This window comes from Marinoscillum luteum, assembly GCF_044005705.1.
GTDB classification, from domain to species: domain Bacteria; phylum Bacteroidota; class Bacteroidia; order Cytophagales; family Cyclobacteriaceae; genus Marinoscillum; species Marinoscillum luteum.
Window position 1 is genome coordinate 103,406 of sequence record NZ_JBIPKE010000014.1, and the last position, 25,600, is coordinate 129,005.

The 25,600-nt window shown below is 47.0% G+C and carries 22 protein-coding genes; 10 read left to right on the forward strand and 12 right to left on the reverse strand.

Annotated features, from left to right (window positions below):
* Nucleotides 1-25 precede the first annotated feature (25 nt).
* Nucleotides 26-217, reverse strand: coding sequence for a hypothetical protein (locus ACHKAR_RS06465; protein ID WP_395416650.1), 192 nt, complete (start codon nt 215-217; stop codon nt 26-28).
* Nucleotides 218-361: 144 nt separating this feature from the next.
* Here ACHKAR_RS06465 and ACHKAR_RS06470 point away from each other — a divergent pair, with 144 nt between their 5' ends.
* The 6 genes from ACHKAR_RS06470 to ACHKAR_RS06495 all read left to right on the forward strand — a co-directional run bounded on the left by ACHKAR_RS06470 (nt 362) and on the right by ACHKAR_RS06495 (nt 9,591).
* Nucleotides 362-1,810 carry a BatD family protein gene (locus ACHKAR_RS06470; protein ID WP_395416651.1) on the forward strand — a complete coding sequence of 483 codons (1,449 nt, stop codon included), beginning with the start codon at nt 362-364 and terminating at the stop codon, nt 1,808-1,810.
* A 14-nt stretch (nt 1,811-1,824) separates the two neighbouring features.
* Complete coding sequence (aroC, locus tag ACHKAR_RS06475) at nt 1,825-2,907, forward strand: chorismate synthase (protein ID WP_159584197.1); 1,083 nt, start codon at nt 1,825-1,827, stop codon at nt 2,905-2,907.
* A 52-nt stretch (nt 2,908-2,959) separates the two neighbouring features.
* Nucleotides 2,960-4,369: a dicarboxylate/amino acid:cation symporter gene (locus ACHKAR_RS06480; RefSeq protein WP_395416652.1), complete on the forward strand. Its 1,410-nt coding sequence runs from the start codon at nt 2,960-2,962 to the stop codon at nt 4,367-4,369.
* A gap of 63 nt (nt 4,370-4,432) precedes the next feature.
* Complete coding sequence (locus ACHKAR_RS06485) at nt 4,433-5,020, forward strand: NifU family protein (protein WP_370519076.1); 588 nt, start codon at nt 4,433-4,435, stop codon at nt 5,018-5,020.
* Nucleotides 5,021-5,110: 90 nt separating this feature from the next.
* On the forward strand, nt 5,111-5,488 hold the full coding sequence (locus ACHKAR_RS06490) for a hypothetical protein (RefSeq protein WP_395416653.1): 378 nt from the start codon (nt 5,111-5,113) through the stop codon (nt 5,486-5,488).
* Between the two features lie 2 nt (nt 5,489-5,490).
* Nucleotides 5,491-9,591 carry a M43 family zinc metalloprotease gene (locus ACHKAR_RS06495; protein ID WP_395416654.1) on the forward strand — a complete coding sequence of 1,367 codons (4,101 nt, stop codon included), beginning with the start codon at nt 5,491-5,493 and terminating at the stop codon, nt 9,589-9,591.
* Nucleotides 9,592-9,634: 43 nt separating this feature from the next.
* Here the strand turns inward: ACHKAR_RS06495 and ACHKAR_RS06500 are convergent, their stop codons facing one another.
* Nucleotides 9,635-10,192 carry an EF-hand domain-containing protein gene (locus ACHKAR_RS06500; RefSeq protein ID WP_159584188.1) on the reverse strand — a complete coding sequence of 186 codons (558 nt, stop codon included), beginning with the start codon at nt 10,190-10,192 and terminating at the stop codon, nt 9,635-9,637.
* A gap of 155 nt (nt 10,193-10,347) precedes the next feature.
* On the opposite strand from ACHKAR_RS06500, the gene ACHKAR_RS06505 reads away from it, so the two are divergent.
* Nucleotides 10,348-11,910 carry an NAD(P)/FAD-dependent oxidoreductase gene (locus tag ACHKAR_RS06505; RefSeq protein WP_395416655.1) on the forward strand — a complete coding sequence of 521 codons (1,563 nt, stop codon included), beginning with the start codon at nt 10,348-10,350 and terminating at the stop codon, nt 11,908-11,910.
* A 3-nt stretch (nt 11,911-11,913) separates the two neighbouring features.
* Here the strand turns inward: ACHKAR_RS06505 and trhA are convergent, their stop codons facing one another.
* Nucleotides 11,914-12,561 (reverse strand): PAQR family membrane homeostasis protein TrhA, encoded by a 648-nt coding sequence (trhA, locus tag ACHKAR_RS06510; RefSeq protein WP_395416656.1) that lies wholly within the window; start codon nt 12,559-12,561, stop codon nt 11,914-11,916.
* Nucleotides 12,562-12,836: 275 nt separating this feature from the next.
* On the reverse strand, nt 12,837-16,106 hold the full coding sequence (locus ACHKAR_RS06515; protein ID WP_395416657.1) for an Ig-like domain-containing protein: 3,270 nt from the start codon (nt 16,104-16,106) through the stop codon (nt 12,837-12,839).
* A gap of 795 nt (nt 16,107-16,901) precedes the next feature.
* Here ACHKAR_RS06515 and tnpA point away from each other — a divergent pair.
* Nucleotides 16,902-17,345, forward strand: a complete 444-nt coding sequence (gene tnpA, locus ACHKAR_RS06520) for an IS200/IS605 family transposase (protein ID WP_395416658.1) — start codon at nt 16,902-16,904, stop codon at nt 17,343-17,345.
* Between the two features lie 337 nt (nt 17,346-17,682).
* Here the strand turns inward: tnpA and ACHKAR_RS06525 are convergent, their stop codons facing one another.
* The 6 genes from ACHKAR_RS06525 to ACHKAR_RS06550 all read right to left on the reverse strand — a co-directional run bounded on the left by ACHKAR_RS06525 (nt 17,683) and on the right by ACHKAR_RS06550 (nt 22,381).
* Nucleotides 17,683-18,885: a hypothetical protein gene (locus ACHKAR_RS06525; protein ID WP_395416659.1), complete on the reverse strand. Its 1,203-nt coding sequence runs from the start codon at nt 18,883-18,885 to the stop codon at nt 17,683-17,685.
* Complete coding sequence (locus tag ACHKAR_RS06530; protein WP_395416660.1) at nt 18,882-19,187, reverse strand: hypothetical protein; 306 nt, start codon at nt 19,185-19,187, stop codon at nt 18,882-18,884. The genes ACHKAR_RS06525 and ACHKAR_RS06530 overlap by 4 nt, the downstream gene beginning before the upstream one ends.
* A gap of 41 nt (nt 19,188-19,228) precedes the next feature.
* Nucleotides 19,229-20,218: a patatin-like phospholipase family protein gene (locus ACHKAR_RS06535; RefSeq protein ID WP_395416661.1), complete on the reverse strand. Its 990-nt coding sequence runs from the start codon at nt 20,216-20,218 to the stop codon at nt 19,229-19,231.
* The gene (locus tag ACHKAR_RS06540; protein ID WP_395416662.1) at nt 20,215-21,204 is read right to left on the reverse strand and encodes a hypothetical protein; all 990 of its coding nucleotides are present in this window, start codon (nt 21,202-21,204) and stop codon (nt 20,215-20,217) included. Before ACHKAR_RS06540 ends, ACHKAR_RS06535 begins: the two co-directional genes overlap by 4 nt.
* A gap of 3 nt (nt 21,205-21,207) precedes the next feature.
* A complete protein-coding gene (locus tag ACHKAR_RS06545) occupies nt 21,208-21,870 on the reverse strand; it encodes a C40 family peptidase (protein ID WP_395416663.1) in 663 nt (220 codons plus the stop codon).
* A 163-nt stretch (nt 21,871-22,033) separates the two neighbouring features.
* Nucleotides 22,034-22,381 carry a hypothetical protein gene (locus ACHKAR_RS06550; protein WP_159584160.1) on the reverse strand — a complete coding sequence of 116 codons (348 nt, stop codon included), beginning with the start codon at nt 22,379-22,381 and terminating at the stop codon, nt 22,034-22,036.
* Nucleotides 22,382-22,652: 271 nt separating this feature from the next.
* On the opposite strand from ACHKAR_RS06550, the gene ACHKAR_RS06555 reads away from it, so the two are divergent.
* Nucleotides 22,653-23,525, forward strand: a complete 873-nt coding sequence (locus tag ACHKAR_RS06555) for a DUF4382 domain-containing protein (RefSeq protein WP_395416664.1) — start codon at nt 22,653-22,655, stop codon at nt 23,523-23,525.
* Between the two features lie 75 nt (nt 23,526-23,600).
* Here the strand turns inward: ACHKAR_RS06555 and ACHKAR_RS06560 are convergent, their stop codons facing one another.
* Nucleotides 23,601-24,371 carry an AMP nucleosidase gene (locus tag ACHKAR_RS06560; RefSeq protein ID WP_395416665.1) on the reverse strand — a complete coding sequence of 257 codons (771 nt, stop codon included), beginning with the start codon at nt 24,369-24,371 and terminating at the stop codon, nt 23,601-23,603.
* A 46-nt stretch (nt 24,372-24,417) separates the two neighbouring features.
* On the opposite strand from ACHKAR_RS06560, the gene ACHKAR_RS06565 reads away from it, so the two are divergent.
* A complete protein-coding gene (locus ACHKAR_RS06565; RefSeq protein ID WP_395416666.1) occupies nt 24,418-24,720 on the forward strand; it encodes a hypothetical protein in 303 nt (100 codons plus the stop codon).
* Here ACHKAR_RS06565 and ACHKAR_RS06570 read toward each other — a convergent pair.
* Nucleotides 24,717-25,598 carry a patatin-like phospholipase family protein gene (locus ACHKAR_RS06570; protein ID WP_395416667.1) on the reverse strand — a complete coding sequence of 294 codons (882 nt, stop codon included), beginning with the start codon at nt 25,596-25,598 and terminating at the stop codon, nt 24,717-24,719. The two genes, ACHKAR_RS06565 and ACHKAR_RS06570, sit on opposite strands and share 4 nt — an antisense overlap.
* Between the last annotated feature and the right edge of the window lie 2 nt (nt 25,599-25,600).

Here is a 25,600-nt window from a genome sequence, read left to right on the forward strand (position 1 = left end):
AGTCATCGGGAGGGCTTTTTGGGGCTTAACTGAGTGCCTTCGTGAAGCACTTATTCAAAATAGATTCATAAATCTGACCAAACTGATCATAACACCAGTCCCTTAAAGTGATTATCTCTTCCGGGACCAGTGACCTGATCGCTTTCTTCAGCTCTTTTTCAAAGAGCCACCGGTCAAAACTTACTTTTGCAAGGATGGTTTTGAAATACTCTAACATAAATGTGAAATTTTGTTAAAGGGTTAACTAACACTACAAAATTGACGTTTTCCTTCTGAAAACGCATTACTTAAAAGTTAAACAATTAATAGCTTTGATGCAAGATCAAAAAGCATTCACTGCAAACGATTTCAAGTAACACATATGTTAAAAACGAGAGAAGGCTGGCTAGGTTGTTTGATGGTACTTATTTTTTCATTACCTGCTTTGGCTCAGGAAAAACAAGTGGAAATTGGGGATACAGAAATCGGGATGAACCAATATTTCCGCATCACCATCAAAGTAGAAAACGAACGGCTCAAAGGCTATACCCCTTTCCCGGAGATTGATGGTTTTGTCAAAAGAGGAACCTCCTCTTCCACCTCCACAAGTTTTATCAATGGCCGGATGACTTCCTCACAGAGCATCATCCAAAATTATCAGGCCACCCGTGAGGGCACCTTTCAGGTCAATGGCTTTTCCATGACCATCAACGACGAAAAAATAGAGGTTCCCGGATTCACCATAAAAGTGGGTCCTCCAGCCAAGCAACAACAAAGACCGTCCAACGATCCTTTTGTAGATCCTTTCGATGTATTCAAAAACAGAAACAGCGAACCCACAGAGTTTATCGATGTGGATGCCGATGCCTTTTTGGCCCTCACCACAGACAAAAAGGAAGTATACGTGGGTGAAGGCTTCACCACCACACTCGCCTTTTATGTGGCTGAGTCCAACAGAGCGGATATGCGCTTTTATGACCTGGGCAAACAGATCACCGAAATCGTCAAAGAAATAAAACCCGCCAATTGTTGGGAGGAAAATTTCAATATCGACAACATTAACGGTGAGCCCGTAACCATCAACAACCGCGCCTTCACCCAGTATCGGGTCTATCAGGCCTCATTCTATCCACTCAATCAGGAAAACATCACTTTCCCCACTGTGGGTTTGAAACTCATCAAATACAAAGTGGCCAAGAACCCTTCTTTTTTCGGGAGAAACAGGCAGGAAGATTTTGAGACGTTCTATTCCAAACCAAAAACAGTCACCGTAAAAAGCCTGCCTCCTCACCCGCTGAAAGAGCAGGTGGCGGTGGGGGATTATCGCCTTGCAGAAAAAATCAACAGTTTGGACCTCAAAACCGGAGAAAGCTTCAACTATACTTTCAATATCCTGGGCGAAGGCAACATCAGTGCCATAGAAGAACCCCGATTGCCCGAGACTGACATATTTGATTTCTACGCACCCAACGTGAAGCAAAACGTGACCCGCTCAGGTGGTGAGGTAAAAGGCACCAAAAGCTTCAACTATTATGGAATCCCCAATGAGCCGGGTACCTATCAGCTTGGTGACTATTTCAAATGGATCTTTTTCAATCCTGAAAAAGGCGTATATGACACGCTGAGGTCGCAACAGGTATTGGCGGTAACCGGCGAAAGCCGAAAAAACGAATATATCCTCTCCAATGATATGGGCTCATTCTATGATGGGATAGAATTTAAAGAAAATACCCTCTCCAGCTTGGACGATAGCTCATGGATGCGAATCTTTGCCAACGTATTTATTTTGGCTATGTTAGCGCTTACGGTCTTGGTTTTCATCCGTAAATAATCACTCGATCATTCATGGGAAATATTTTTGGGAAGATTTTTAGCATCACCACCTTTGGTGAATCACACGGCGTGGCCATTGGCGTCACCATCAACGGCTGCCCGGCAGGAATACCAATTGACATGGCCTTTATCCAGTCTGAGCTCAGCCGCAGAAAGCCCGGCCAATCTAAAATCACCACCCAAAGAAAAGAAGAAGACGAAGTAGAAATATTATCCGGTGTGTTCGAAGGGCTCTCCACTGGCACTCCTATAGGACTTCTGATCCGCAATAAGGATCAGAAAAGTAAAGATTATAGTCACATCGCCGAGAAATTCAGGCCATCACACGCGGACTACACCTACCATGAAAAATATGGAGTGCGGGACTATCGCGGAGGTGGGCGAAGCTCTGCCCGTGAGACTGCCGCGCGCGTAGCTGCCGGAGCGGTCGCCAAGCTTATGCTCAAAGAATTTGGCATCTCCTTTCATGCCTATGTATCTCAGGTTGGCACTTTAAAGCTGGAGAAAAGCTATGAGCAACTTGACCTTTCCAAAACGGAAGACAATGCTGTACGCTGCCCGGATCCTGAGATGGCTCAGCAAATGTTTGACTACATCGATGACGTCAGGAAATCACAAGACACTGTGGGCGGTGTAGTGACGGGAGTCATCAAAGGGGTACCCGTAGGGCTGGGTGAGCCAGTCTTCGATAAACTCCATGCCGAATTGGGCAAAGCCATGCTCAGCATCAATGCGGTGAAAGGGTTTGAATACGGAAGTGGCTTCGAAGGAATCAAAATGAAGGGCTCGGCACACAATGACGCTTTCTACGTGGAAGACGGAACTGTGAAAACAAAAACCAACCTTTCTGGCGGTATACAGGGTGGCATATCCAACGGGCAAGACATCTACTTCAATGTGGCCTTTAAACCTGTGGCCACCATCATGCAGGATCAGGCCAGCATAGATACCCAGGGCAACGAAGTAACCGTTTCCGGCAAAGGTCGTCATGATCCATGTGTGGTGCCACGTGCTGTCCCCATCGTAGAAGCCATGGCCGCACTGGTCATCGCTGATTTCTATTTGATCGCCAGAACCAATAAATTACGAGGATAAATATTCTCGCAATTTTGGAAAACATAGATCAGCGGTATCTAAAAACTTCAACATGAAAAAACTTCCACTCCACGTAAAGATCATTATTGGGCTTGTTCTTGGTATTATCTGGGCCTTTATATCCAGCGCCCTTGGATGGAATCAGTTTACCATTGATTGGATTGATCCTTTTGGTCAGATCTTTATTCGTCTGCTGAAATTCATTGCGGTACCCCTGGTCCTTTTTTCCATTATCGATGGAGTATCAGGTCTGAATGACACCTCCAAACTGGGGCGAATGGGTGCTAAAACCCTCGGCCTGTATCTGGTCTCCACGGTGACTGCCATTACGGTCGGCCTCCTTATCGTCAATTTCATTGCGCCGGGCTCGCACATTGATGATGCCCAGCGGATGAAAAACAGAATCTCCTATGAGCTTTGGGTGCAAAATACCCCGGGTGTGGAAGTAAAAGATGGCAAGAACTTCCTCAATGATCCTGCCTATGCAGATCTGGTGATGGAGATGAGTGATGGACAAGAACTGGCTGCGCAGCAGCAAACGGTTGAGGACAAGGTAGCGCTCGCCAAGAAGCAAAAGGAGGTACCTCCATTGCAGTTCGTTGTGGACATGGTACCTGAAAACATCATTCTGTCCATCTCAGACAATAAGCTGATGCTTCAGGTTATCTTCTTTGCCATTTTCTTCGGGATCACACTCGCAGTGGTCCCCAATGACAAAGGGGCTCCTGTAAAAAACTTTATTTCCTCTATCAACGAGGTGTTTCTGAGGATGGTGGACACCATCATGGCAGCAGCACCTTTCTTCGTTTTTGCGCTCCTGGCTGGCGTAGTAGCCAAAATGGCCGACAGCCCTGCTGAGGTCTTTCAGATATTCAGAGGCCTGGGTTCCTACACCATCACAGTACTCCTGGGCCTGGGCGTGATGCTTTTTGCTTTCTATCCCCTGGTCACGTCCACATTTATCAAGAAAATCTCTTACAAAAAGTTTTTCAAAATCCTGAGCCCGGCGCAATTCCTGGCATTTTCTACAAGCTCTAGCGCAGCTACCCTGCCTGTGACTATGGAGTGTGTGGAAGATGGAATGGGCGTTTCTAAAAATGTATCGAGTTTTGTCTTGCCTATTGGTGCCACGGTGAATATGGATGGCACCAGTCTTTATCTGGCAATCGCCACTGTATTCCTTGCTCAGCTTCATTTTGTAGACCTCTCGCTTTCTCAGCAGCTCGTTATCGTGCTTACAGCCACTATGGGCTCCATAGGTACCGCCGCTGTGCCAGGCGCGAGTTTGGTGATGCTCATCATTATTATTCAGACAGTGGGCTTAAACCCCGCCTGGATCGCCATCATCTTTCCGGTAGACAGAATACTTGATATGACGCGTACGGTGGCCAATATTACAGGAGACGCCACTGTGGCCACACTCATCGCCAGTAGTGAAGGAGAGTTAAGGGCAGAAGATTAATGGATAAAGTGACTTTCTTCTGAACTTTTATCTCACTTTTGCATTTAGTATAGAATCAAATCAATGACTATGGAAACCACTGTAAATCCTATCAACATATATACTGAGTCTAACCCGAACCCAAACTCCTTGAAGTTTGTGGTGAATTTCCTGTTGCTCCCAGAGGGTGTAAGCCGGGACTTTCCGGACAGGGCCAGTACCACAGAGGCTCCATTGGCCGCCGAACTCTTTGATTTTCCCTATGTGAAGCGCGTGTTTTACATGAGCAACTTTATCACCGTGACCAAAGACGAAGGTGTAGACTGGCATGAAGTAAAAGGTGAGGTGCAAAACCACATCAAATCTTTTCTGGAGGCCGGAAAGCAAATTCTTACCGAAAAGGAAGTAGAAGAAGACCACAAAGTGTTGGATGGTGATACTGACATTGAAGCCAAGATCAAAGGAGTGCTGGACGAATACATCCGACCTGCAGTGGAAATGGATGGCGGTGCCATCACATTTGGTTCCTTTGAAGATGGTAAAGTAAAAGTACTCCTTCAGGGTGCTTGCAGTGGATGCCCCTCATCCACTATCACCCTTAAAGCAGGGATAGAAAATCTCCTGAAAAGAATGATCCCCGAAGTGCAGGAAGTAGAGGCAGAAGGAGTTTAAATTCTCAACTCAGATAAAATTTCGTCTTAACGGAACGCTCTCACTTGATAGCAACTTGCAATTTTGCTATATTCGTCAATGGTTCGGCCTTTGTTCGCGTTCTTACTCCTCTCATTTTCTTGGGCCTGCAAGGGCCCACAAGATGCTTCTTCGAGCAATGAAATCATTACGGAAGCACTTCCCGGCATCTGGTATAAACTACCTGCAGATGCCTCCGGTGACATAATCCAGTTTACGACAGACAAAACCAGTCTTCCTCCCAGCCGCTTTCAGGAACGAATCATTTTTGAGTCTGACGGCCAAAAAGTCGTCAGATATACCCCCGGCCCGGATGACCGACCAAAGGCCACCCATGGCTCCTGGCGATGGATCACGGCAGACCTACTTGTAGTCTCATTTGGTGAGGCTGAAGACACGCTCTCCGTCCTTTCGCTGAATAAAAACTACCTACAATTCAAAACACCGTAACAATGAACTACCGTCTGACCCTCGTCATGCTTTGCCTGGGATTTATGGCAACAGCACAAAGTTTGACTCCTCAGAGGAGCAAACCCACCCAACCAAAAGGACCCTTTTTTCAAACACTAACTCCAAAGTCGCCAATCACCGTGCCGGAGCACCGTACCTGCTTCACCACTGAAATGGAGCAGAAGCTTCAAGCCAAATACCCTCAACGACAAAGTACTGACTCTTTCGAAGAAGCTCTGCAAAAGCGGCTGAGTCAGGCCAGTAGTGCCAGAAGTACTGATGAGGTATACCGAATCCCTACCATTGTGCATGTGGTGCACAATGGCGAATCCGTGGGCACCAGCTCCAACATCTCGGCAGCCCAGGTCAATTCTCAGTTTGAAGTACTCAATGAAGACTTCAGGCGACTGGGAGCCGGAGCTAATACTCACGAAAGTGGTGCTGATGTCTTTGTGGAATTTGTACCTGTTTTAACCGATCCTGATGGTCAGACACTGACTGAACCAGGCATCAATAGAATCAACGGAGGCAGGGTTTTCTGGGAAGAAACACCGCTGGAAGAGACGCTCAAGCCGGAAACTATTTGGGACCCGGAACGATACTTCAATATCTGGGTGGTCAATTTCGGAGGTGACCTGGATGGCGTACTGGGGTACGCCCAGTTTCCTTCACTCTCCGGACTGGATGGTCTCCCAGACGATATGGGACCAGCCAGTACAGATGGAGTGGTGATCGGCTATTCATTTTTTGGAAAAACCGGTAATGTCCTCGAACCCTACGACCTGGGAAGAACCACCACCCACGAGGTAGGCCACTGGTTGGGCTTAAGACATATCTGGGGAGACGGTGGTTGTGAGGTGGATGATTTTTGTGAAGACACCCCGAATGCGGGCGGGCCAAACTTTGGTTGTAGTGCCAATGACAGCTGCACCGAAGATGCGTTTCCAGACATGATTGAGAACTACATGGACTACTCCGACGATGCCTGCATGAATATTTTCACCATCGATCAGAAAGCCCGTATGCGTACGGTACTTGAATTCGGGGCCCGACGCAGCACGTTGATAGGTCCACTATGTGATGAGGCTGAAGTAGCTCAGGTCGGTACCAACACCACCACTCCGCCCATGTGGTATACCTTCACCACCACAGAGGAATCCATCGTGACGGTTTCATCAATCGGGCAAACGACTCAAAACACCTACCTGAGCTTATACCCTGGGTGCGACATGCCAGCGATCAACACCAGCGATGACGTTTTAGGCACTACCCAATCTGAATTATCTACGCTTGTGGCAGCTGGCGAAACCGTCAAAATCCTCTGGTCGGCCAGAAACTCGGAAGAAGAATTCAACTGGACCCTGAGCACCACAGCACCTACGGAAGGCGCTGCCTGTGGCCTTGCCCTCCTTGCTATCGAGGGCAATAACCAAGTGGCGTCAACCGACTTGAATACCCTCTGGTACAGCTTCACCCTGGCTGATGCGGAATCCAAAATCATAATTGATGGGGGAGATAAAAGCTATAAGACCTATGCTGGCAACTGTCAGCAACTCCAATTGATCACTGAAGGATCGGGATCACAGACCTTGCTTGATGTAGCGCAGGGTGATGAGATTTTTATTGCTTTTGAACCAGGCGGTGGAGACTTCTCATGGAGCCTGGCAGTGGAAGCGTTGGAAGCTGGTGAAGCTTGCTCAGTGGCAGTGGACGCAATTGAGGGTACCAACACCACCCCTTCTACTCCTTACTGGTTTACCTATACCATGACTGAGTTTGCCAACCTCACCATCTCCAGCACTGGACAGACGGAGGTGGCTACCTATGCCAAACTCTTTGATGGATGCTCAGGAAATCTCATCTCCGACAATCAGCCCTCCGGTGATCAAACAGAGATCACGGTGGCACTAAGTGAAGGCACTGAGGTTAAGATTCTTTGGGACAACAGTTCAGCTTCTTTCGACTGGACACTCGAAACCAATCCATTTGAGCCTGGGGAAAATTGCTTTGCCGCCATCACGGCACAGGAGGGAATCAATACTGCACCGCAGGCTCCCATTTGGTTCACCTTTACCATGCCAATGGAAGGTAATTTGCACATCACCTCCGCTGACCTCACCGATGAAGATACCGATCTTTACGTGTTCGAGGAATGTGAAGGGTCGTTGCTATTCAGCAATGACGACATTGACTATGACAATGATATATACCAGAGTGAAGGCATTATCTACGGACTGGAAGAAGGTGCAACTGTCAAAATATTTTGGGCTGATTCGTGGGCTACGGAATCTTTTGACTGGAAACTCACCGTACTGGAAAGCCAGCCCGGTGATGCTTGTGGAAATGCCAAAGAAGCAGTACTCGGGTCAAATACTGTTCCTGAAATCGTTGGGGACTTGTTTTGGACATACTACACGATACCAGAGTCCGATAAAAAGCTGGTGATTTCCAGCACCTCCTCAGAGACCGTATATGTGGCCTCAGACTGTGAGGAGCTGCTGCTATACGCCTCCGGTTACGAGGGAGCAATCGCTCCCGGTTTAGTCGCCGGACAGGAAATTTTAATCGTATGGAGCATAGAGGGTGGCGGCGACTTCAGTTGGACCCTGGCCATGGAAGCACTTGACCAGGGCGATGACTGCTCTGATCCTCTGACAGCCGAGGAAGGCACCAACGCGGCGGGCTATGCCCCCGCATGGTACACCTTCACTATGCCTATGGCAGGAAACCTCCTCATCTCATCTGAAGGCATGACCACCGAAGACACGGATCTGTTGGTATTGAGTGCGTGCGACGGGGATGTACTGGGTGCAAGTGACGACATTGATTTTAACAATGGCATATTGCAGAGCGAAGTATACCTCCAGGGGCTAAGTCAGGGTGAATCAGTGTATATCTACTGGACCCCACAGTGGTCTTCAGCCGCTTTCAGCTGGCAGTTGACTGTGAGCGAACCCTTACCCGGGGAAGAGTGTGAAGCACCAGCTACCGCTCAAGTTGGTACGAATACGGTCCCCGAACTAAGAGTTCCTTTTTACTGGATGACCTTTACCATGCCAGAGGCCAATCAAAAACTGGTGATCACGAGTACCTCTGAGGAGTATGTTTACACCGTGGTGGACTGTGACCTGCAGATCATCTCCAGTGGATATGAAAACCTCACCATCTATGATTTGGCAAAAGATGAGGAAGTGCTCATTGCATGGGAACTCTATTTTGGTGGTGGCTTTGATTTTCAACTGAGTGTCGAGGACATAGAACCCGGGGATCTCTGTGGCGACCCAATTGAGGCGCAGGTAGGTAGTAACTCCATGGACCATGCAGCTACCTGGTACAGCTATACCATGCCCAAAGCCGGAGACCTGCGAATCAGCTCTGTGGGTCAAACAGATGCAGATACTTACCTTTTCATATTTGATGCCTGTGAGGGCGACATCATTGCACAAGTAGATGATACTGAGGATAACCTTCAAAGCGAAGTGCTGCTGCAAGAGCTCGCTGCCGGAGAAACAGTGTTTATTTATTGGGCAGATCTCTACTCCACAGAAGGGTTCAGTTGGAAACTGGAATTGGAGGGAATTACCAATGCAGCGCCGGTCATGGCCAACCAGTCCTTTGAGGTACTCGGGCCTGTGACAAACGGACATCAGATCGGAACCGTAGTGGCCACGGACCAGGATGGAGATGACTTGAAATATACCATCACCGCTGGCAATGATGATGCGGCTTTCACGCTACACGAATCCAATGGAACCCTCACACTTGCAGACGTTGACCTTTGGGATCAAAATGATACACAATTGACCATAGAGGTGACAGATCAAATAGAAAAAGCATCTGCCAAAATCACTGTCAGATTTTTGGTGCTGGGATGGTCTGCGCAGGATTTCAGAATCTTCCCTAATCCAACAAGTGACCTCCTCACGATAGAAGGGGCTAGCTATACAATAGGATATCTGACCGACCTCAGCGGAAAAGTGGTAAAAACCTTCAAAGGAAACACATCCACCATTTCACTGCAGGACCTGAGAGACGGGATATATCTACTCAAATTGGAAAAAGATGGAGATTACCAGGTAACGAAAGTTTTACTTCAGCGGTAATTTTAATGGGGGTTGATGAGGAGGCTCATCAACCCTTGTTTTTTTATTCAACCTCCTGCCAATCACCAAAAATCCAGTTACCGGATGCCTCAGGGTTTGAGGACATCAGGAAGTCTCTGAATCCGTTAACCATCTCAGAAAGGGTGATCTGCCCATCATGGTTCTGATCCAGTTTTTCAAATCCCATTTCAGAATATTTCATGTCTATGTCATAGATTTTAAACATGTCATAATACTCCTTTTTGGAAATGATGTGATCCTCATTCTGATCAAAAAGCGTAAAAATATAAGCGGCCGTACGGAAAATATACTTCTTCGCCGCCTTGGGTGAAATGGTGTTTCGCGATCCGAACAGACCCAACCACTCATCCCGTGTGATGGAAACGTCTTCCTTTTCCATGTCTGTGAGCAGCTGTACATACAACCTCAGAGACTTCAGCTTTAGACGCAGCCGCTCTTTGGAGTTCTCCTCAAAATTGAGGGAGTCGCTCATCTTTTCGGCAACCTGCGAAAAGTCATCAGGCTGCAAAAGTTCATTCTTATTAGAATCCAGGATGTTGAATAGATAGGAAAGTTTTTTCCTTCTTACTTCTGTTAGCATGTTCAATATTTCGCTTGGTTGGAATTAATAAAAATATATGATTTAGATTATTAAAAGAAGATTTTACACTTATTATAGATAAAAATACAGCTTAAGCCACGTTGGCACCCATAACAACCCATTCGCATTGACGGGGAAAAAAGTACTTTTGTGCCATGCGTGAATTCGATCTTGTGGTGTCCCCCGAAGTGGGTTTTGACGAAGACCAGCTTACTGCCTACCTCAGGCAGCAGGGAATGCTTTCTGCTGAGGAATATTTTCAGATCATCCGCAGATCGATTGATGCGCGTCAGAAACAAATCAAGATTAATCTCCGTGTACAGACAGATACTCAGCCCATTGACCTGGAGTTTGTGGAGTATTTTCAGGAGGCCCATCAGGTATCCGGATGTCCCGAGGTGATTATTATAGGTGCAGGACCAGCCGGGCTCTTTGCGGCCATCAAAGCCATAGAAAATGGCCTGCGGCCTATCGTACTGGAGCGAGGCAAGGATGTAAGAACCCGACGCAGAGACCTGGCCGCCATCAATAAGGACCATGTGGTGAACCCCGAAAGCAACTACTGCTTCGGAGAAGGTGGCGCGGGTACTTACTCCGATGGAAAACTCTATACTCGTTCGAAAAAGCGGGGCAGTGTACGACGTGTCTTTGAAATACTGGTGGCTCACGGTGCCCCTAGAGAGATTCTGGTAGAGGCCCACCCACACATCGGCACCAATAAGCTGCCCAACATTGTCACGGCACTACGGGAAACCATAGAAGCCGCCGGAGGTCAGGTGCTTTTCGATAGCAAAGTCACTGACCTGATTTTGGAAAACAACGAGATCAAGGGCGTAAAACTACAGGATGGCAGCACCATCCATGGAGTAGCCACTGTGCTGGCCACGGGCCACTCTGCCCGCGATATCTTCCATTTGCTACATGATAAGCAGATAAAAATTGAGGCCAAGCCGTTTGCTTTGGGTGTGCGTGTAGAGCACCCGCAGCAGCTCATCGATCAGATTCAGTACAAGTGTGAGAACCGAGGTGCATACTTGCCGGCGTCCTCCTATGGAGTGGTGGCCCAAACGGTACTCCACAAGACGGAGCGTGGAGTCTTTTCCTTCTGTATGTGTCCAGGTGGGTTTATCGTTCCCTCCGCCACCGCTCCTGGCGAAGTGGTGGTCAATGGCATGAGTCCCTCGCGGAGAAACAGTAAGTACGCCAATTCGGGCATTGTGGTAGCTGTGGAACTGGAAGACATCAAAGCCTTTCATCAATTCGGGCCGCTGGCCGCCCTGGAGTTTCAGGCTTCAGTAGAGCGCCAGGCCTGGCAGCTGGGTGGGCAGACACAGCAGGCACCTGCACAGCGCCTCGCTGACTTTGTGAATGGAAAGGTGTCGGATAGCCTGAATGAAACCTCGTACCAGCCGGGGCTTGCTTCCGTGAATATGGACGAGGTGCTCCCAGACTTTATCGCTCCACGCCTCAGAGATGGGTTCAAGGTCTTTGGCAAAAAAATGAAAGGTTACCTCACCAATGAGGCGCAGATAGTCGGGGTGGAAAGTCGCACATCGTCACCCGTGAGGATCCCACGTGACAGAGAAACCCTGGCACACCCGGAGATCAAAAATCTTTTCCCATGCGGGGAAGGCGCCGGCTATGCCGGTGGTATTGCCTCGGCAGCTATGGATGGGGAAAAGGTCATGGCAGCCGTCATTGCCAGCCTCAGACACTAAGGGTCAATTCCAGAGGTAAAAAAAGATGGACACGAAATGGAATGCTGTGCCTAGCAATACCCACAAGTGAAAGATGGCGTGATTGTATTTTACCTTTCCTAAAGAATAGAATATGGCACCAATGGTGTAACTGACTCCTCCCAGCACCAGGTACAAAAGTGCCTCTGACTGTAGGCTCTCATATAGGGGCTTGGCTGCAAACACAGCCACCCAGCCCATCAGCACATAACCAATGGTAGAGAGTCGGTCATACTTTCCTGTGTAAAAAATCTTGAAGACAATCCCGGCCAAGGCCAATCCCCAGGTAACCCCAAAGAGTACCCAGCCAATGGTGCCATTGAGCGCCACCAGGCAGTAGGGGGTGTAGGTGCCCGCGATGAGCAGATAAATGGCGGAGTGGTCAAAGACATTCAGTTTTTGGCGAAGGGTTTTCCTACGGGCCGAGTGGTAAAGGGTGGACGCCAGGTACAGTACCACCATGGTGCTGCCAAATATGCTGAAGCTCACAATGTGCCATACCGTGCCATATATACTGGCAAACGTGACCAGCAGGGCCAGTGCTGCCACACTGAGCACAAAGCCCAAAAAGTGAGTGATTACATTGAGAACTTCCTCTTTATGAGGGTAATAAGTGATGGGAGACTTAGTCATTTCTATGCTTTCCCCGGTTAACGTATTTGGTAGAGATTTGGTGCGTGGGTTAATCCTTCTTGAGCAGAATTTTGATTCAAGTCTGTTATGAGAAGGTCTATTTCAAGTGTGAAATGAGTTTAAGAGCTTATGGATCATGCAATATTCGCGTGAGTTAACGAAGAAGAATTTTCTTAAAGGAATTCCTCTAAACCTAAAATAGACACTCCTGATTGGAAAGAGCATAAAAAAGGCCGGAAGACCGGCCTTTTTTATGCTACTTGATTTCAGGTCTGTTACTCTGAGATCAATATTCGCTTAACCTGATTTTCGCCATTCAAATTAAATCGTACAAGGTACATACCCTTGGGAAGCGGAGCTCCTGAGATGCTCGAAGCATCCCACTCCAGCGTGTGCACACCCGCCCTACGCGGACCGTTTTCCAACTGGGCAATTACCTGACCCGATAGGTTTAATACAGAGATCACCACATGTGAATCATCGGCCAGTTCATACTCGACCAGCATCTTTCCTCTGACAGGATTAGGATAGATCTTGGAAACACGGCTTTGTAACAATAGTGCCTGGGATGGTTCTGCCTCGGATGTGGTCCTTGAGGCCGATCCTTTGGCGGATATCACTATCTCATCCAAATAGACATCATCGCTATCATTGTTACCATCACATCGGAATCTCACACGAGTTTGATCGTTGAGACCATAACCGAGTAGTTCAACAGATTCCTGATAGAAATTATCGTTTTGATAATTCGAACCATCGATCACCCAGGATTGAACTGTGGTGTAATTGGATCCACCATCGGTAGAGACCTGCAACCAAAAATCATGTCCATTATTCATGCCTACGGGCATAAACCAAAAATCCACTTTTAGGTCTGCATATGAAGCCAGCGACAAATCATTTGTTGTAACCACAGACGAACTGCTGTTATTCTCAATGTTCAACGCTGCGGAACCCTGATGCGCATAAGTCCCACCGGTATAAAGGCTGGCGTCTGAGCCACCATCATTCCAGATGCCCCAACCTGATTCAAAATCTTCTGAAGAAATTACCGTCCAGGAGCCTCCACCGCTTGATTCCACGGTGATAACACTTGTATCTGTAAACGCTCCATCATCGGTGGTCACCGTGATTGTGGCACTACCGGCGGAAACTGCCGTGACCAAACCACTGGCGCTGACTGTAGCGACCGAAGCATTGCTGGAACTATAGGTAACATCCTGATTGGAGGCATTTGATGGACTGACGGACACGCTTAACTGCTGCGTATCGTTGACCAGTATCGTGGCGCTGGCAGGTGTCACAGAAACTCCGGTTACAGGTACACTCTGGCCTGCACCTTCTGTACCAAACACCCTCAACTCTTCCAAACTGACCCAAGAACCCGTGTAGCTTGCTGCACCGGATACGGTGATTCTGACGTACCTCGCATCTACTGCAGCGAAGTTATCTGTAATAGGAGCTGAATTGGTTCCTGGTGTAGTATTACTACTTCTGTCAACAATCGTAGAGTAGGAGCTACCATTCGTAGACACTTCTATAATAAACTGATACGCCCTGTCGCTAAAACATACCAATTCGGTGCTGCTAATTGAATGGGTTGAACCCAGATCTACTTGTACCCATTGCGGAAAACCTGATGCAGACCATCTGGAATCAGGGTCTCCATCTACCAGGTTTGATCCCGGGTTGCTGGCCTGCTCGCTGGATACAGTGACCGATTTATTCAATGCCACATTGGCGGGTGGTCCGGTAGCAACTGAAATGGAAACTACGGACGAAGCCCCTGTAGCGCCAACGTTATCTGTTACTACGGAAGTCAGGTCATAGCTACCGGCACTTACGTTGTTCCAGGTGTACGAATAGGGAGAGGTGGTATCTTCTCCCAGCTTGGTGGCTCCCTGATAAAACTCAACCTTAGCTATGGTGCCATCTGAATCCGAGGCGTCAGCATTAATGGTTATGTTGTCACCTGCAGTGAAACTTGTTCCATTGGCAGGTGCCGTAATGGAGGTCGTCGGGTTGACGTTTGGCCCACTGTTTACCGAAATGGATACAATAGCAGAAGTACCTGTGGCGCCCAGATTGTCAGTTGCCACAGAAGTCAGGTTATAATTGCCTGCTCCCACATTGTTCCAGGTAAATGAGTAAGGTGCCGACAGGTCTTCTCCGAGCTTGGTGGCTCCCTGGAAAAATTCCACTTTGCTGATCGATCCATCCGAGTCTGAGGCACTTGCGCTGATGGTGATGTTATCACCCGCATTGAAGCTTGCTCCATTGGCAGGAGCGGTGATGGAGGTCGTTGGATCAGCGTTTGGTGCACTGTTTACGGTAATAGATACCGCCGAAGATGAACCGGTCGCTCCCCCATTGTCGGTGGCAGTGGCCGTCAGGTTGTAGCTGCCAGCCGAGACATTGTTCCAGGTAAATGAGTAAGGGGATGAAGTGTCTTCGCCAAGCTTAGTTGACCCCTGAAAAAATTCTACCTTGGTGATAGAACCATCGCTATCAGAGGCATTGGCAGTGATGGTAATGTTGTCACCTTCATTAAAAGTTGCTCCATTGGATGGAGCCGTAACGCTGGCTGTCGGAGCGCTGTTGCCAGCACTTGAGTGCGTGTTACTCAAAGCAAAAAATGACACCTGGGCATAGTCTCCAGAGTTTCCGGAGTTGTTTTGATTATAACATCCTGCCTTGAAATACATCCAGTCATTGGCGAAACCGCTGTTACTCATGTCTACAATTTCCACCACATCGGGTTTGCCCGGTCGCGAAATGGTGACCGTAAGGGTGTTTCCCACGACTTTGATTTCATAGCTAAATTGTTCACCCAAAGCTATTCCATCTGCCGGGTCAGAGGCACTGCTGCTTCTGCTGCCGATCATGTCATACCATTGCTCAGGGTTACCGTTTCCTGGCTCATGGGCGATATAGATCGACCCTTTAGTATTGCCAGGGAGTTTACGGTAGTAAAGTCTGCAGGGCTCGTCGGTACCCGCATGGATTTGTCCGATGATCACCCGACCGATCATGCTGGAAGTTCCTGAAGTGGAGACATGATCCACCGCAACAGTAGCAGTGAGGGTACCATCCACTCCGCCAGATGCATCCTGGTTGGATTGACTGGAAGTCGAAAACACCCAGTTGTTCAGGCCTATGCCAGAAGTGCTGATGCTTGTGTTTCCGGCGCGAAGCATTTCACGTAGCTCGCTCCGGGGGTAAGTACTCCCTCCGGTTGCTCCATTATTGGGGCACCTGAAGACCATGGCTCCCGTACTGGGATCGGTATAAAACTCATTGGGGCTTTCAAAGCCACTGGAAAGTTGCTGTTCCTTTATTTCGGTTTGGTCAGGCAATGTGACTTTCCAGTCGATTAATTCAAAATTTCCACTCGGTGGCAGATTGGGATCCTGCGCCCTTAATTGTCCGCCAAAAAAAACGATTTGGATCAGCAGTAGCAAGGCTACCTTACCGAGTGATTTTGATTGTCTATGCATGTACCTGGACAGGCATGACAAGTTGATAGAAGTTTGGTTGGTTTTCATAATATGGTTTAGGTATATGGTTTTTTCGATAGTATTTCGTTCAAATAATTAGAACTATAGTCAAGAGGCCGTCTCAAAAGTGCTTTTAACGGCCTCTTGTCTTTTTGTAAGCGAGAGAATTGAGTGATACAAATCAGTTGATTTTAAGTGTGTTGACTGGTTAGTCGGCACACTCGAAAGGTTGGTCTGGTAGGTGTTGATTTTCATTGGTTTGATTTTAGTTGTTAAATGCTTCGACATATGATATCGTCAAGGTTTAACCTGGCATTCCCTACTCTCAACTGCTGCAAACTTCACCTGGCTCAACGCTTGGTGGCGCGATAACTAATTCATAACCTTTAAACCCCAAATTGGGATACAATAGCTTGGAACTCTAATAACTGGTTGACCAATTTATGAGATAAATTTATTGGAACCAAATGAAAATTTCAATTTTTTGAATAATCGGTAGGATTATGATCCTATTTTTATCAAATTTTTAAGAGGTGTGATTTCCCAAAAGAACCCTGATTTCTGTTGCCTGCTGTGAATTGATTAGAATAGCATGCCTTCTGAAGGCTTTGACATTTGCCTTTAGTCAAATGAATTGATTGATGACTGAAATAAATACGGAGGTTATTTAGAGGAATCCAGTAAAAATGACTTCCCGTATTGGCATACAGACTAATCAGATGCATATTTGGGATCGAGTTCAGCACAAAGTTTATCGGTTGGTCAGGGATGCATTAATGGGATGTGGCTTGAGCCCATCAACCCTTCTTAAAGTAAAAATGGCTTTGGCTAAATACAGACATCATGCCTTTTATCAAAGTATATGTCCACTTCGTTTGGAGCACTAAGAACAGAGAGCCACTCCTCACGTCTGAAAATGTGAGGAAAAAAGTATGGAATCACATACGTGAAAACGCCAGAGAAAAAGGAATATTCATTGATCACATCGGCGGATATCAGGAGCATTGCCATTGTCTAATCTCACTGGGTTCAGATCAAACTATCCAAAAGACCATGCAACTAATCAAGGGGGAATCATCCTTCTGGATCAATAAGCAGGGTTTGACAACCAAAAAATTTGAATGGCAGGAAGAGTATTTTGCTGCATCCGTTTCCGAATCCATGCTGAACAGAGTGCGAACATATATTAGAAATCAGGAAGAACATCATAGGAAAAAGTCCTTTCAGGATGAATATAATGATTTTATGATTCGGTATGGTTTTGAAAAGAATTCGGATTTAGGCTAAAGCCAAAATGAGAAGGAGGATTATATAATCCTCCGGATGAATCCAGAGGCAATTCAGAGGAATCAGGAGACAATTCAGAGGAAATCATTAAAGAAACTCCTCAAGGCTAAATTAAATAAGGCCTGCAAAACCGAGCTGGCAAGCAAAATTGGGATGGGCTTTAGCCCATCCTTCTGGGATAAAACATCTTGAGGGGCTTTAGCCTAATACCTTGGCTCAGGTTTTGGCTAAAGTCAATTTTGCTGATAAACTAATTGTAAGCCTCCGGATGAATCCGGAGGCAAATTAACTGAACCTAACAATTAGCTTCAGGCTTGAGCTCTTCAACTTTTCTTTATCAATTCCCAAACAACGCCAATAGTCCAATACTCATTAGCTCATCTTTGGAGGGGCTAATCGTCCGTTCCCCATTTTGGTAGGAAAAAAATGCCTTGAACTCTGTATTTGGCACATCATAGCCCATTGTTAGCTTATAGTAGTTCTTCAGCTCCTTATCAGCATTGATAGTCGTATTGAAGTCATAGAAAAGCTGGCCTTCCACGATTGCCGTAAATGAATGGTAAATGGGTATTACATAATATAGGTTGGCAAAGACCATTGCAGATTTCTCATTTTGCTGCTCCGATCCATCCGCGTTCTTTCTCCTATTGTCCCCTTCGGCATAAGCCTTTAGACCTGCCTGTAGTACGGGCTTGAGCCTAAGTCTATCGTATCCATAGCTCAGGTCAATCAAATTTGGCAGGAGCATATTCTTGGCCAAATTGATGGCTCCACGGTAAGAGGAAAGATCCTGATTCCCTTCTAAACCAGCAGTAATCAGCCACTCAGTTGTTTTCTCCAAATCCAAATTACTGTAGGATACCGGGTATATGGATAAATAGTTAAGTGAGTCTTTTGGATTAGTAGATACCTGGCCCTCAGCCATGAAATAAGCGGTGCCAGTAAAGATCTCCACACCTTTATAGGCATTGCGATATGCAAACTTTACACCATATTCTCCCTCATCTGTATCACTCTCTGCTGCAGGCACATAGAACATCTCAAAGTTGTTATTGATAAAGGAAAACTCCCCGCCTCTGGACACTGTGTATTGTTTCACCTGATCCTCAGTGAAAGTGATTTTCCCCTTAGATAATTCAGAGATCTTTGCCACGCTGTATTCATAATCTCCCTGGGTAGTCTTGATGGTCAGCGGACGATTAAAGACAATGGTGAAGTCACTCGAAGCAGTAGAAAGACCAAGCAACTTTTGTTTAGAAACATCATACATATCCAGATCAATGGACTTTCTGCTCACCGCCATGGAAATCCGCACATCGCTCCCAAAATAGTCAACCCCACCCTTATCCAGTTTAAAGGTATAATCCACGGGTGAGTTGGCATCCATGGTTTGTCCTGAATTCAGTTGAGGTAATATGGAAATTCTCAGGTAGGGTTTCCCTACAGTGTTTACATTAAGCTCAAAGGCCAACTCTGGGTTCTGTCCGAATGCAAACCCACCCCACAGCATCAATACACAAAATATTTTTATCGTTTTCATAGCCTGTTTCGGTTTGCAGTATCTTTTGAATTGTGCCTGTCATATATATATTGAATACAATCATCCATGGTCGCCCACTCGTCAATCAATGAATCATTCAGCAAAATATCATAGTACTTATTGGGTGTAGGGTGTTCATGAGCGTTGGTAAACAATTTCAGTGCGCTTAAAAAAACCTTCTTATGAAAGTCCGCGAAGTGCTGAAACGTGTATGAAGTAATGTCACCGTTAAAATCCGCTACCTTGTGAAGGGCCGGACTAACGATGTTGTCAATTATCTGGGGTCTAGTAAGAAATGACATATCTTTTAGTGTTTAGAATCATTATTAGAAATACAAATTGGTTAAAGCTCAAACCACTTAGCCAGTGCTTCTTTATTATCCTGAAAGAGCTTTTCTCCGAGCTTCTTCAGTGCAGCCATATTGGCTGGGGTCACATTGTCCATCTCCGGATCCACATCTCCAGGCATTTTGGAGTTGATCCGCATGTACTGGGCGGGATTCTCGGTGGTTTCAAATATTCGCTTCAAGTAAAAGTCGTCCACCTCCACACTGCCAGACATCATGATGTCGATAACCGGCCGCACCCACTGAGCCATACCCCATTTCCTGGCCTGGCGGTACAGATAGTGTTTTTTGGTAAACCCTGTACCCAGCGAAAGGATCTTCATGTCTTTGGCAGCAGCGGGCGCTCCTTCCACATTCTTAAAACCATCTCTGATCTCAGCATAGGCACACATGGCCGGATTGTTCACAAATACGCCCCCATCCACCAGGGTGAATGAATCCCCCAGCTTATTTTTCACACGGGCACAATTGAAATAGGTGGGTGCCGCAGAGGTGGCCCGGGACACCTCCCTGATCAGGAAGTCATAGGCCTCCTTTTCTTTGGCATCATGCTGGGCAAAGAAGTGCCCATTGCGATTGGTAATATCGTAGGAAGTAATCACTGTGGGCTTCAGCAGCTGACTCAGCCACACTTCCCCAAAGTATTCCTTCAATGCTTCATCGATACCCCGTTCTGGGAACTTGGCAGAGATAATCCCCCAAATGGACATGAGCTTATGCATGAAAGGGTCATCGAATATTTGCTTTCCTTTATTGAAGTATAGCCCCACCACCTCCTCGGCGCTGAATTTGGGTTTGGTGGCGTCAGTGTCAGATGGGCAGAGGTAGGCACAGGTGAGAATCCCTCCGGTGCTGGTGCCCGCGATGAGGTCAAAATAGTCGGCTACTTTGATTCCAAATTCTCTCTCGGCTTCTACCATGATGGTGCCCGGCACTATCCCGCGGATACCGCCTCCATCGATGGACAATACTTTTAATAGGCTCATGTTTTTGTTGGTTTAGGTGGTACGGATGGGTTGCTTCCTGCACCTCTCAGATTCACCAGCTTGTTGAGCGTCTCGAACCAAAAAGGCGCTCCCAGAGAAACCGCAAAACCGGTAATCAGCCAGCCCCCAATCTTTTTCAGCCAGGCCCCTACAAAATCCCAAAAAGTACTGAAGGTGGGCCAGGTGGTCAGCACAGCCTTTTTTACTGGCCAGCCAATGGGCAGCTTCAGGTCGATGAGTGATTGCTGAAGGCTATCAATTTCATTGACCTGAGTTTTGATTCTGGCGATTTCCTCCGCCACATCATAATTAGAATCCGTCGGGATTTTGGCCAATGACTTCTGGTATACACTGTCTTTAAGGGCCTGACGACTGGCCTCCACGAGACTCTCTCGTGCTTGTGGGTTTTCGTAAAGAAACTCAGCCAACTGAAACGTGTCTATGTTGAGAACTCCTGCCAGCACCAGGGAAACCACCAGTATAATCTGCTGGGTGTATTTCTTAAACTTCCCTCCGATTCTACTCATCGAATCATCAAACCAGCCAGAAATGGAAGCCCTGAATGCATCCAGGTCTTTTTCATTTTCACTCAGGTACTGGAGAAATGAGCGCTTCATATCCTCGGGAAGCAGCGTGGTAGATTCCAGACTTTTTTTCAGCGTTTTGGCGTCATAAGATTTGATCTCTTTGTCCTCCTGAGAGTGGATAAGATCTAGCAAAACACGCGAGAAAATGTCTGGAGGAATGTAAGAGGGGATGCGGCCACTGGTTGTCAGTTTTTTGATCAGGCTGTGCTCATGTATCAACTCGCCCACGGTCTTGTCTCCCACTTTTTCATTGAATGAATCCGTTAGCCACTTCTGAAGACTCTTTGCTCTAACATTTCGGGTCCGCGAAATGGTCTCCATAATCGATGACGCGGCAATGCTTAAGATGAAATAAATGAAAATAAGACCTATGACCAGGTCGAGAATTTGTAAAAACATAGGCTAGGCGTTTAATATGGTGTTCAATAAATTCTTTGTTTTAGGGCCATACACACCATCGGCCTTGAGTCCGCCATTGGCTTGCAGTAGTTTGATGGCAGCATCCATTTTGGCCCCAAATACCCCATCGGAAGTGCCCACCTCGTAGTTGGCAGCTTTCATAGCGTCTTGTAGCTGAACCACCTTCTCCCCGGTATCCCCTTTGCGCAGCACACCCTCCGGAAGAGAGATAATGGCGGATTTGGCGAGCCTGCGAAAGCCCAGCAACCGCTCGGCACTTTGTGCCGATATACTCACCTGATTGCCCTGATTTCCCCCAAGACAATAGATCCGTTTCAAATCCTGTGAATAGCCCATAAAGAAACCCACGTGACCGCTGGTGCCTAGCAAACTCTCCCTCCAGAAGACCACAACATCTCCGGGCTCCGGCACATTCACGGGCGTACCTATGTGCAGCCATGATCTGGCAAGGGCACTTTTGGAGTAGTTCAGTCCCGCTTTAAGGGCACACCACCCCACGAACACCGAGCACCATGGGGTCTCATCATCGTTGATCCAGGAGAGGCCAATCTCTTTGGCGTAGTTCACAATGGCAGGATTATCTTCGGGACCGGAGATTTCTTTTTGTCCAAGTTGGGACGTGGCGATTTTCAGTAATTCACTCATAGCTGCTTTTGTCTATGTTCAGTCATATTTTACTCAAAACTGAATGACAACATCTAAGCTAGTGATTTGAGAAGGCTAAGTCAATACCTCAAAAGAGTGATCACATAAAAAAAGGTGGCCCAATAGCACTATGGGCACGTTAAATAGAACTATTCCTATACGCCTAGTTGCGGCGGGTAATGCAGGTGAGTTGCTTCAGCCATTCGCGGCAGGTATGGTCGGCGGGTAGCTCGGTGAATGACAGACTCACTTCCAAAGGAAAATCCTCTAGCTGTATACCCTCGTTCACAAAAAAGTCTCTGAGGATGTCGTTGTACTGAATCCTGAGCGTATCCCTTTCGTCACTGCTGACAAACTGATAATTACCTCCACAAATCCAGTAAGTCTGATCCTGCGCTACAAGGGTATAGTCCACATCACAATTCACCTGAACGGTTTCCTTCTGACAGGAGGTCAGCACTACAATGAAAAATGGGATCAATAATTTTCTCACATCCCTATAGACCTGCATCCTCAGGAATTGGTTGTTTCTGTGGGATTAAAAAATGTTAAAAGCCACACTGGAAATTCTCAATTTGACTTTCAAAAAATCATTCTTAGAAAAAAGATCAATTCAGGCCTTTTTCAACCGACTGAAAAACAAGTGCTTAGATAAAAACACTGTTTTGGCAACACTTTTGTCTTATGCCATGCAGGCTGTGATAGGCCCCGCCATCTTTTGTTCACTGGCAGATTGATTTTTGGTATGGGGCCTATCTTTTTTACACTTAAAAAAAGATAATATGAAGACTCAATTTCTAGTAAGCCTCCTTGCGGGAGTCTTGATCCTGGCAAGCTGTGAAGAAGGTGCTAATGACTCTATGAAGTCCGTCCGAGGCAATGCCGCTATGCGAATAGTACTGGTGGATGACCCGGCAGCATACGATGCTGTACTGATAGACGTGGTTGGACTGGAGTACAAACATGAACTGGATTCAATAGAGGATGAGGACCTTGAAGATGAAGAAGGAAATTCCGAAGATCAGGAGGAATCAGAAAGTCACTGGGTAACGGTGGAGATAGAGCCCATGGTTTTTGACCTGCTGGAGCTCAACAACGGCAACGAGGCCCTGCTGGCAGACATTGATATTCCTGAAGGCGAACTCAAAGAAGTGCGGCTGATCCTGGGTGCCAATAATCACCTGGTGGTAGATGGGGACACCGTGGAGCTGAAAGTGCCCTCAGGAAACTCCTCAGGGCTCAAGATCAAAATAGATGCAGACATAGAAGAAGGAAAAGAATACAAACTGGTGCTGGACTTTGATGCCTCCAGATCCATTGTAAAAGCCGGCAACTCTGGCAAATACAACCTAAAGCCTGTCATTCATGCCACGCTTCTGGCGCTTGACGAAGAGGATGAGTATGGCGCGATCGAGGGTATGATCTGGCCTGACACAGTTTCTTCCGTAGTTTATGTCATTCACGATGAAGACAGTGTATCCACCATTCCCGAAGAAACGGGTTACTTTTTGATTGAGCTTTTGGAAGAGGGGGATTATGAAATAGTGGCTGTCCCTGAAGAAAACAGTGGATTTAACGTCACTACCATGAGCGGAGTGAATGTAATGAGCGGGGTGGTCAGCGACATAGACACGCTAACACTCGAACATCAATAGCACAGTTTTCCTTTATATAGATCAATTGAGTAAACCGGAGCGGCCTGTGGCCGCTCCGGCTTTTTTGTGTCTCGCTTAAAACTTCAAGTGCTTCACTGTTTGAGCGTTATTGATCAGCTGCTTCAGTGAATCGATACCTATCTTCAGGTGCTGCTCCACAAACTGAGCACTCACCTTCTTATCACTTTCGTCTGTTTTTACGCCCTCCGGAATCATGGGGATGTCCGATACCAGCAGCAGAGCTCCGGCCGGCATTTCATTGGCAAAAGCCGTGGTGAAGATGGTAGCCGTTTCCATGTCTATGGCCATGGCACGAATCTTCTTGAGGTATTTTTTGAACTTGTTGTCATGCTCCCACACCCGACGGTTGGTGGTGTAGACCGTACCTGTCCAGTAGTCCTGGCCGTACTCCCGGATGGTGGTGGAGATAGCCTTTTGCAGAGCAAAAGCCGGCAGAGCGGGAACCTCAGGTAGCATATAGTCATTGGAAGTACCTTCTCCCCTGATGGCGGCTATCGGCAAAATAAGGTCTCCCACTTCGTTTTTCATTTTGAGACCACCGCATTTCCCCAAAAACAAAACCGCCTTGGGTTCAATGGCCCCCAGTAGATCCGAAATAGTAGCAGCATTGGCTGAGCCCATCCCAAAGTTGATAATGGTGATGCCATCTGCTGTAGCGCACTGCATGGGGTGTCCAGTGCCCACTACTTCCACATGGTTCCACTCAGCAAAGAGCGTCACGTAGTTTTTAAAGTTGGTCAGCAGAATGTATTGGCCAAAGTTTTCCAAAGGTAAACCTGTGTATCTGGGTAGCCAGTTTTCGATGATCTCCTGTTTTGTTTTCATACTTTCAAATTTGGGTTATTCTGAATGAACTCTTATCTTAAACACAATGGATGAAATTACGCTGGTCAATTTACTGAATAAAATATGTGAGAAAAATCACGAACTGACCTGGAAGCTTAATTGCAAATATCATGATGAACTCCACACCTCCGTCATGCAAATCCATTTTCTCCAATCCAGCAATCTGGCGGAAACCACAAAGATCACCTTTAAAATGGAAACTGGTCAGGTCATCGAGGGCAAGCACCGAGGATTTCTGGGGTTCAAACAGCCGACCATGCTGATAGACGCGCTACTAGATATTTTGATTTACGAAGACAGCCGCATCGGCTCCCTCACCACCAACTAATCCCTCCGCTGTTCCTGATAGGCCGCTTCAAACAAATCTTTCCCCAGCTCTATCATCTCCTTGGCCTTATAAAACTCAAAAGTACTACACGCCTCACGGGAAATATTCACCAGCAGGTCAGGCTTATATTTTTCCAGCAGCAAGGAGGTAAGTTTATCCTGCATCAGGTCAATCGATTCATTCAGCAAATCGAAAAATCCAAGTTTTTTCTCCGTCTCAGTGTTCCCGGGAAGTAGCTTACCCCATCCGTTGATAAAGGCCTGGATTTTCTGATTGTAGGTAGCACTTTCCGCCTCCAACACCTTGTCCTCCTTTACCTTCACAAAAGGCATAATGGCGTTTACATTGGACACCACCAGTATATCTCCTTCAGTGCGGTGCACGTGCTCTATGGGAATGGGGTTGGTGACACCTCCGTCTATATACTCCCTACCATTGATCATCACCGGCTTGATCACCGTAGGAATGGCCACCGAAGCTTTGATGGCCTGATACATGCTTCCTGTCCTGAATACCTCCTGGGTTTTGGCTTTGATGTCTGTCACCAAAGCCGCAAAAGGAATCCGCATGTCTTCAATGTTCTGATCAGGGATGATGGTTTTCAAGGTCTTGAACACCCGCTCTCCTTTCACAAATCCCTGCACCGAAAAGGTAAAATCAATCAGTTTGAATACATCGTACCGATCCAGGTTCAGTGCCCACTCTTTATACTCCTTCAGCTTTCCGCAGGCGTAAAAAGCACCTACCACAGCGCCCATCGAGGAACCAGAGACGGACGTGATCTCATAACCTTTCGCCTCCAGGGCTTCGATCACCCCTATGTGGGCCAACCCTCTGGCACCACCACTGGATAGTACTAACGCTACTTTCTGAGACATTT

Coding starts and splice junctions, on each gene's coding strand:
- ACHKAR_RS06465 (WP_395416650.1), bottom strand. CDS start 217: ATGTTAGAGTATTTCAAAACCATCCTTGCAAAAGTAAGTTTTGACCGG.
- ACHKAR_RS06470 (WP_395416651.1), top strand. CDS start 362: ATGTTAAAAACGAGAGAAGGCTGGCTAGGTTGTTTGATGGTACTTATT.
- aroC (WP_159584197.1), top strand. CDS start 1,825: ATGGGAAATATTTTTGGGAAGATTTTTAGCATCACCACCTTTGGTGAA.
- ACHKAR_RS06480 (WP_395416652.1), top strand. CDS start 2,960: ATGAAAAAACTTCCACTCCACGTAAAGATCATTATTGGGCTTGTTCTT.
- ACHKAR_RS06485 (WP_370519076.1), top strand. CDS start 4,433: ATGACTATGGAAACCACTGTAAATCCTATCAACATATATACTGAGTCT.
- ACHKAR_RS06495 (WP_395416654.1), top strand. CDS start 5,491: ATGAACTACCGTCTGACCCTCGTCATGCTTTGCCTGGGATTTATGGCA.
- ACHKAR_RS06500 (WP_159584188.1), bottom strand. CDS start 10,192: ATGCTAACAGAAGTAAGAAGGAAAAAACTTTCCTATCTATTCAACATC.
- ACHKAR_RS06505 (WP_395416655.1), top strand. CDS start 10,348: ATGCGTGAATTCGATCTTGTGGTGTCCCCCGAAGTGGGTTTTGACGAA.
- trhA (WP_395416656.1), bottom strand. CDS start 12,561: ATGACTAAGTCTCCCATCACTTATTACCCTCATAAAGAGGAAGTTCTC.
- ACHKAR_RS06515 (WP_395416657.1), bottom strand. CDS start 16,106: ATGAAAACCAACCAAACTTCTATCAACTTGTCATGCCTGTCCAGGTAC.
- tnpA (WP_395416658.1), top strand. CDS start 16,902: ATGCCTTTTATCAAAGTATATGTCCACTTCGTTTGGAGCACTAAGAAC.
- ACHKAR_RS06525 (WP_395416659.1), bottom strand. CDS start 18,885: ATGAAAACGATAAAAATATTTTGTGTATTGATGCTGTGGGGTGGGTTT.
- ACHKAR_RS06530 (WP_395416660.1), bottom strand. CDS start 19,187: ATGTCATTTCTTACTAGACCCCAGATAATTGACAACATCGTTAGTCCG.
- ACHKAR_RS06535 (WP_395416661.1), bottom strand. CDS start 20,218: ATGAGCCTATTAAAAGTATTGTCCATCGATGGAGGCGGTATCCGCGGG.
- ACHKAR_RS06540 (WP_395416662.1), bottom strand. CDS start 21,204: ATGTTTTTACAAATTCTCGACCTGGTCATAGGTCTTATTTTCATTTAT.
- ACHKAR_RS06545 (WP_395416663.1), bottom strand. CDS start 21,870: ATGAGTGAATTACTGAAAATCGCCACGTCCCAACTTGGACAAAAAGAA.
- ACHKAR_RS06550 (WP_159584160.1), bottom strand. CDS start 22,381: ATGCAGGTCTATAGGGATGTGAGAAAATTATTGATCCCATTTTTCATT.
- ACHKAR_RS06555 (WP_395416664.1), top strand. CDS start 22,653: ATGAAGACTCAATTTCTAGTAAGCCTCCTTGCGGGAGTCTTGATCCTG.
- ACHKAR_RS06560 (WP_395416665.1), bottom strand. CDS start 24,371: ATGAAAACAAAACAGGAGATCATCGAAAACTGGCTACCCAGATACACA.
- ACHKAR_RS06565 (WP_395416666.1), top strand. CDS start 24,418: ATGGATGAAATTACGCTGGTCAATTTACTGAATAAAATATGTGAGAAA.
- ACHKAR_RS06570 (WP_395416667.1), bottom strand. CDS start 25,598: ATGTCTCAGAAAGTAGCGTTAGTACTATCCAGTGGTGGTGCCAGAGGG.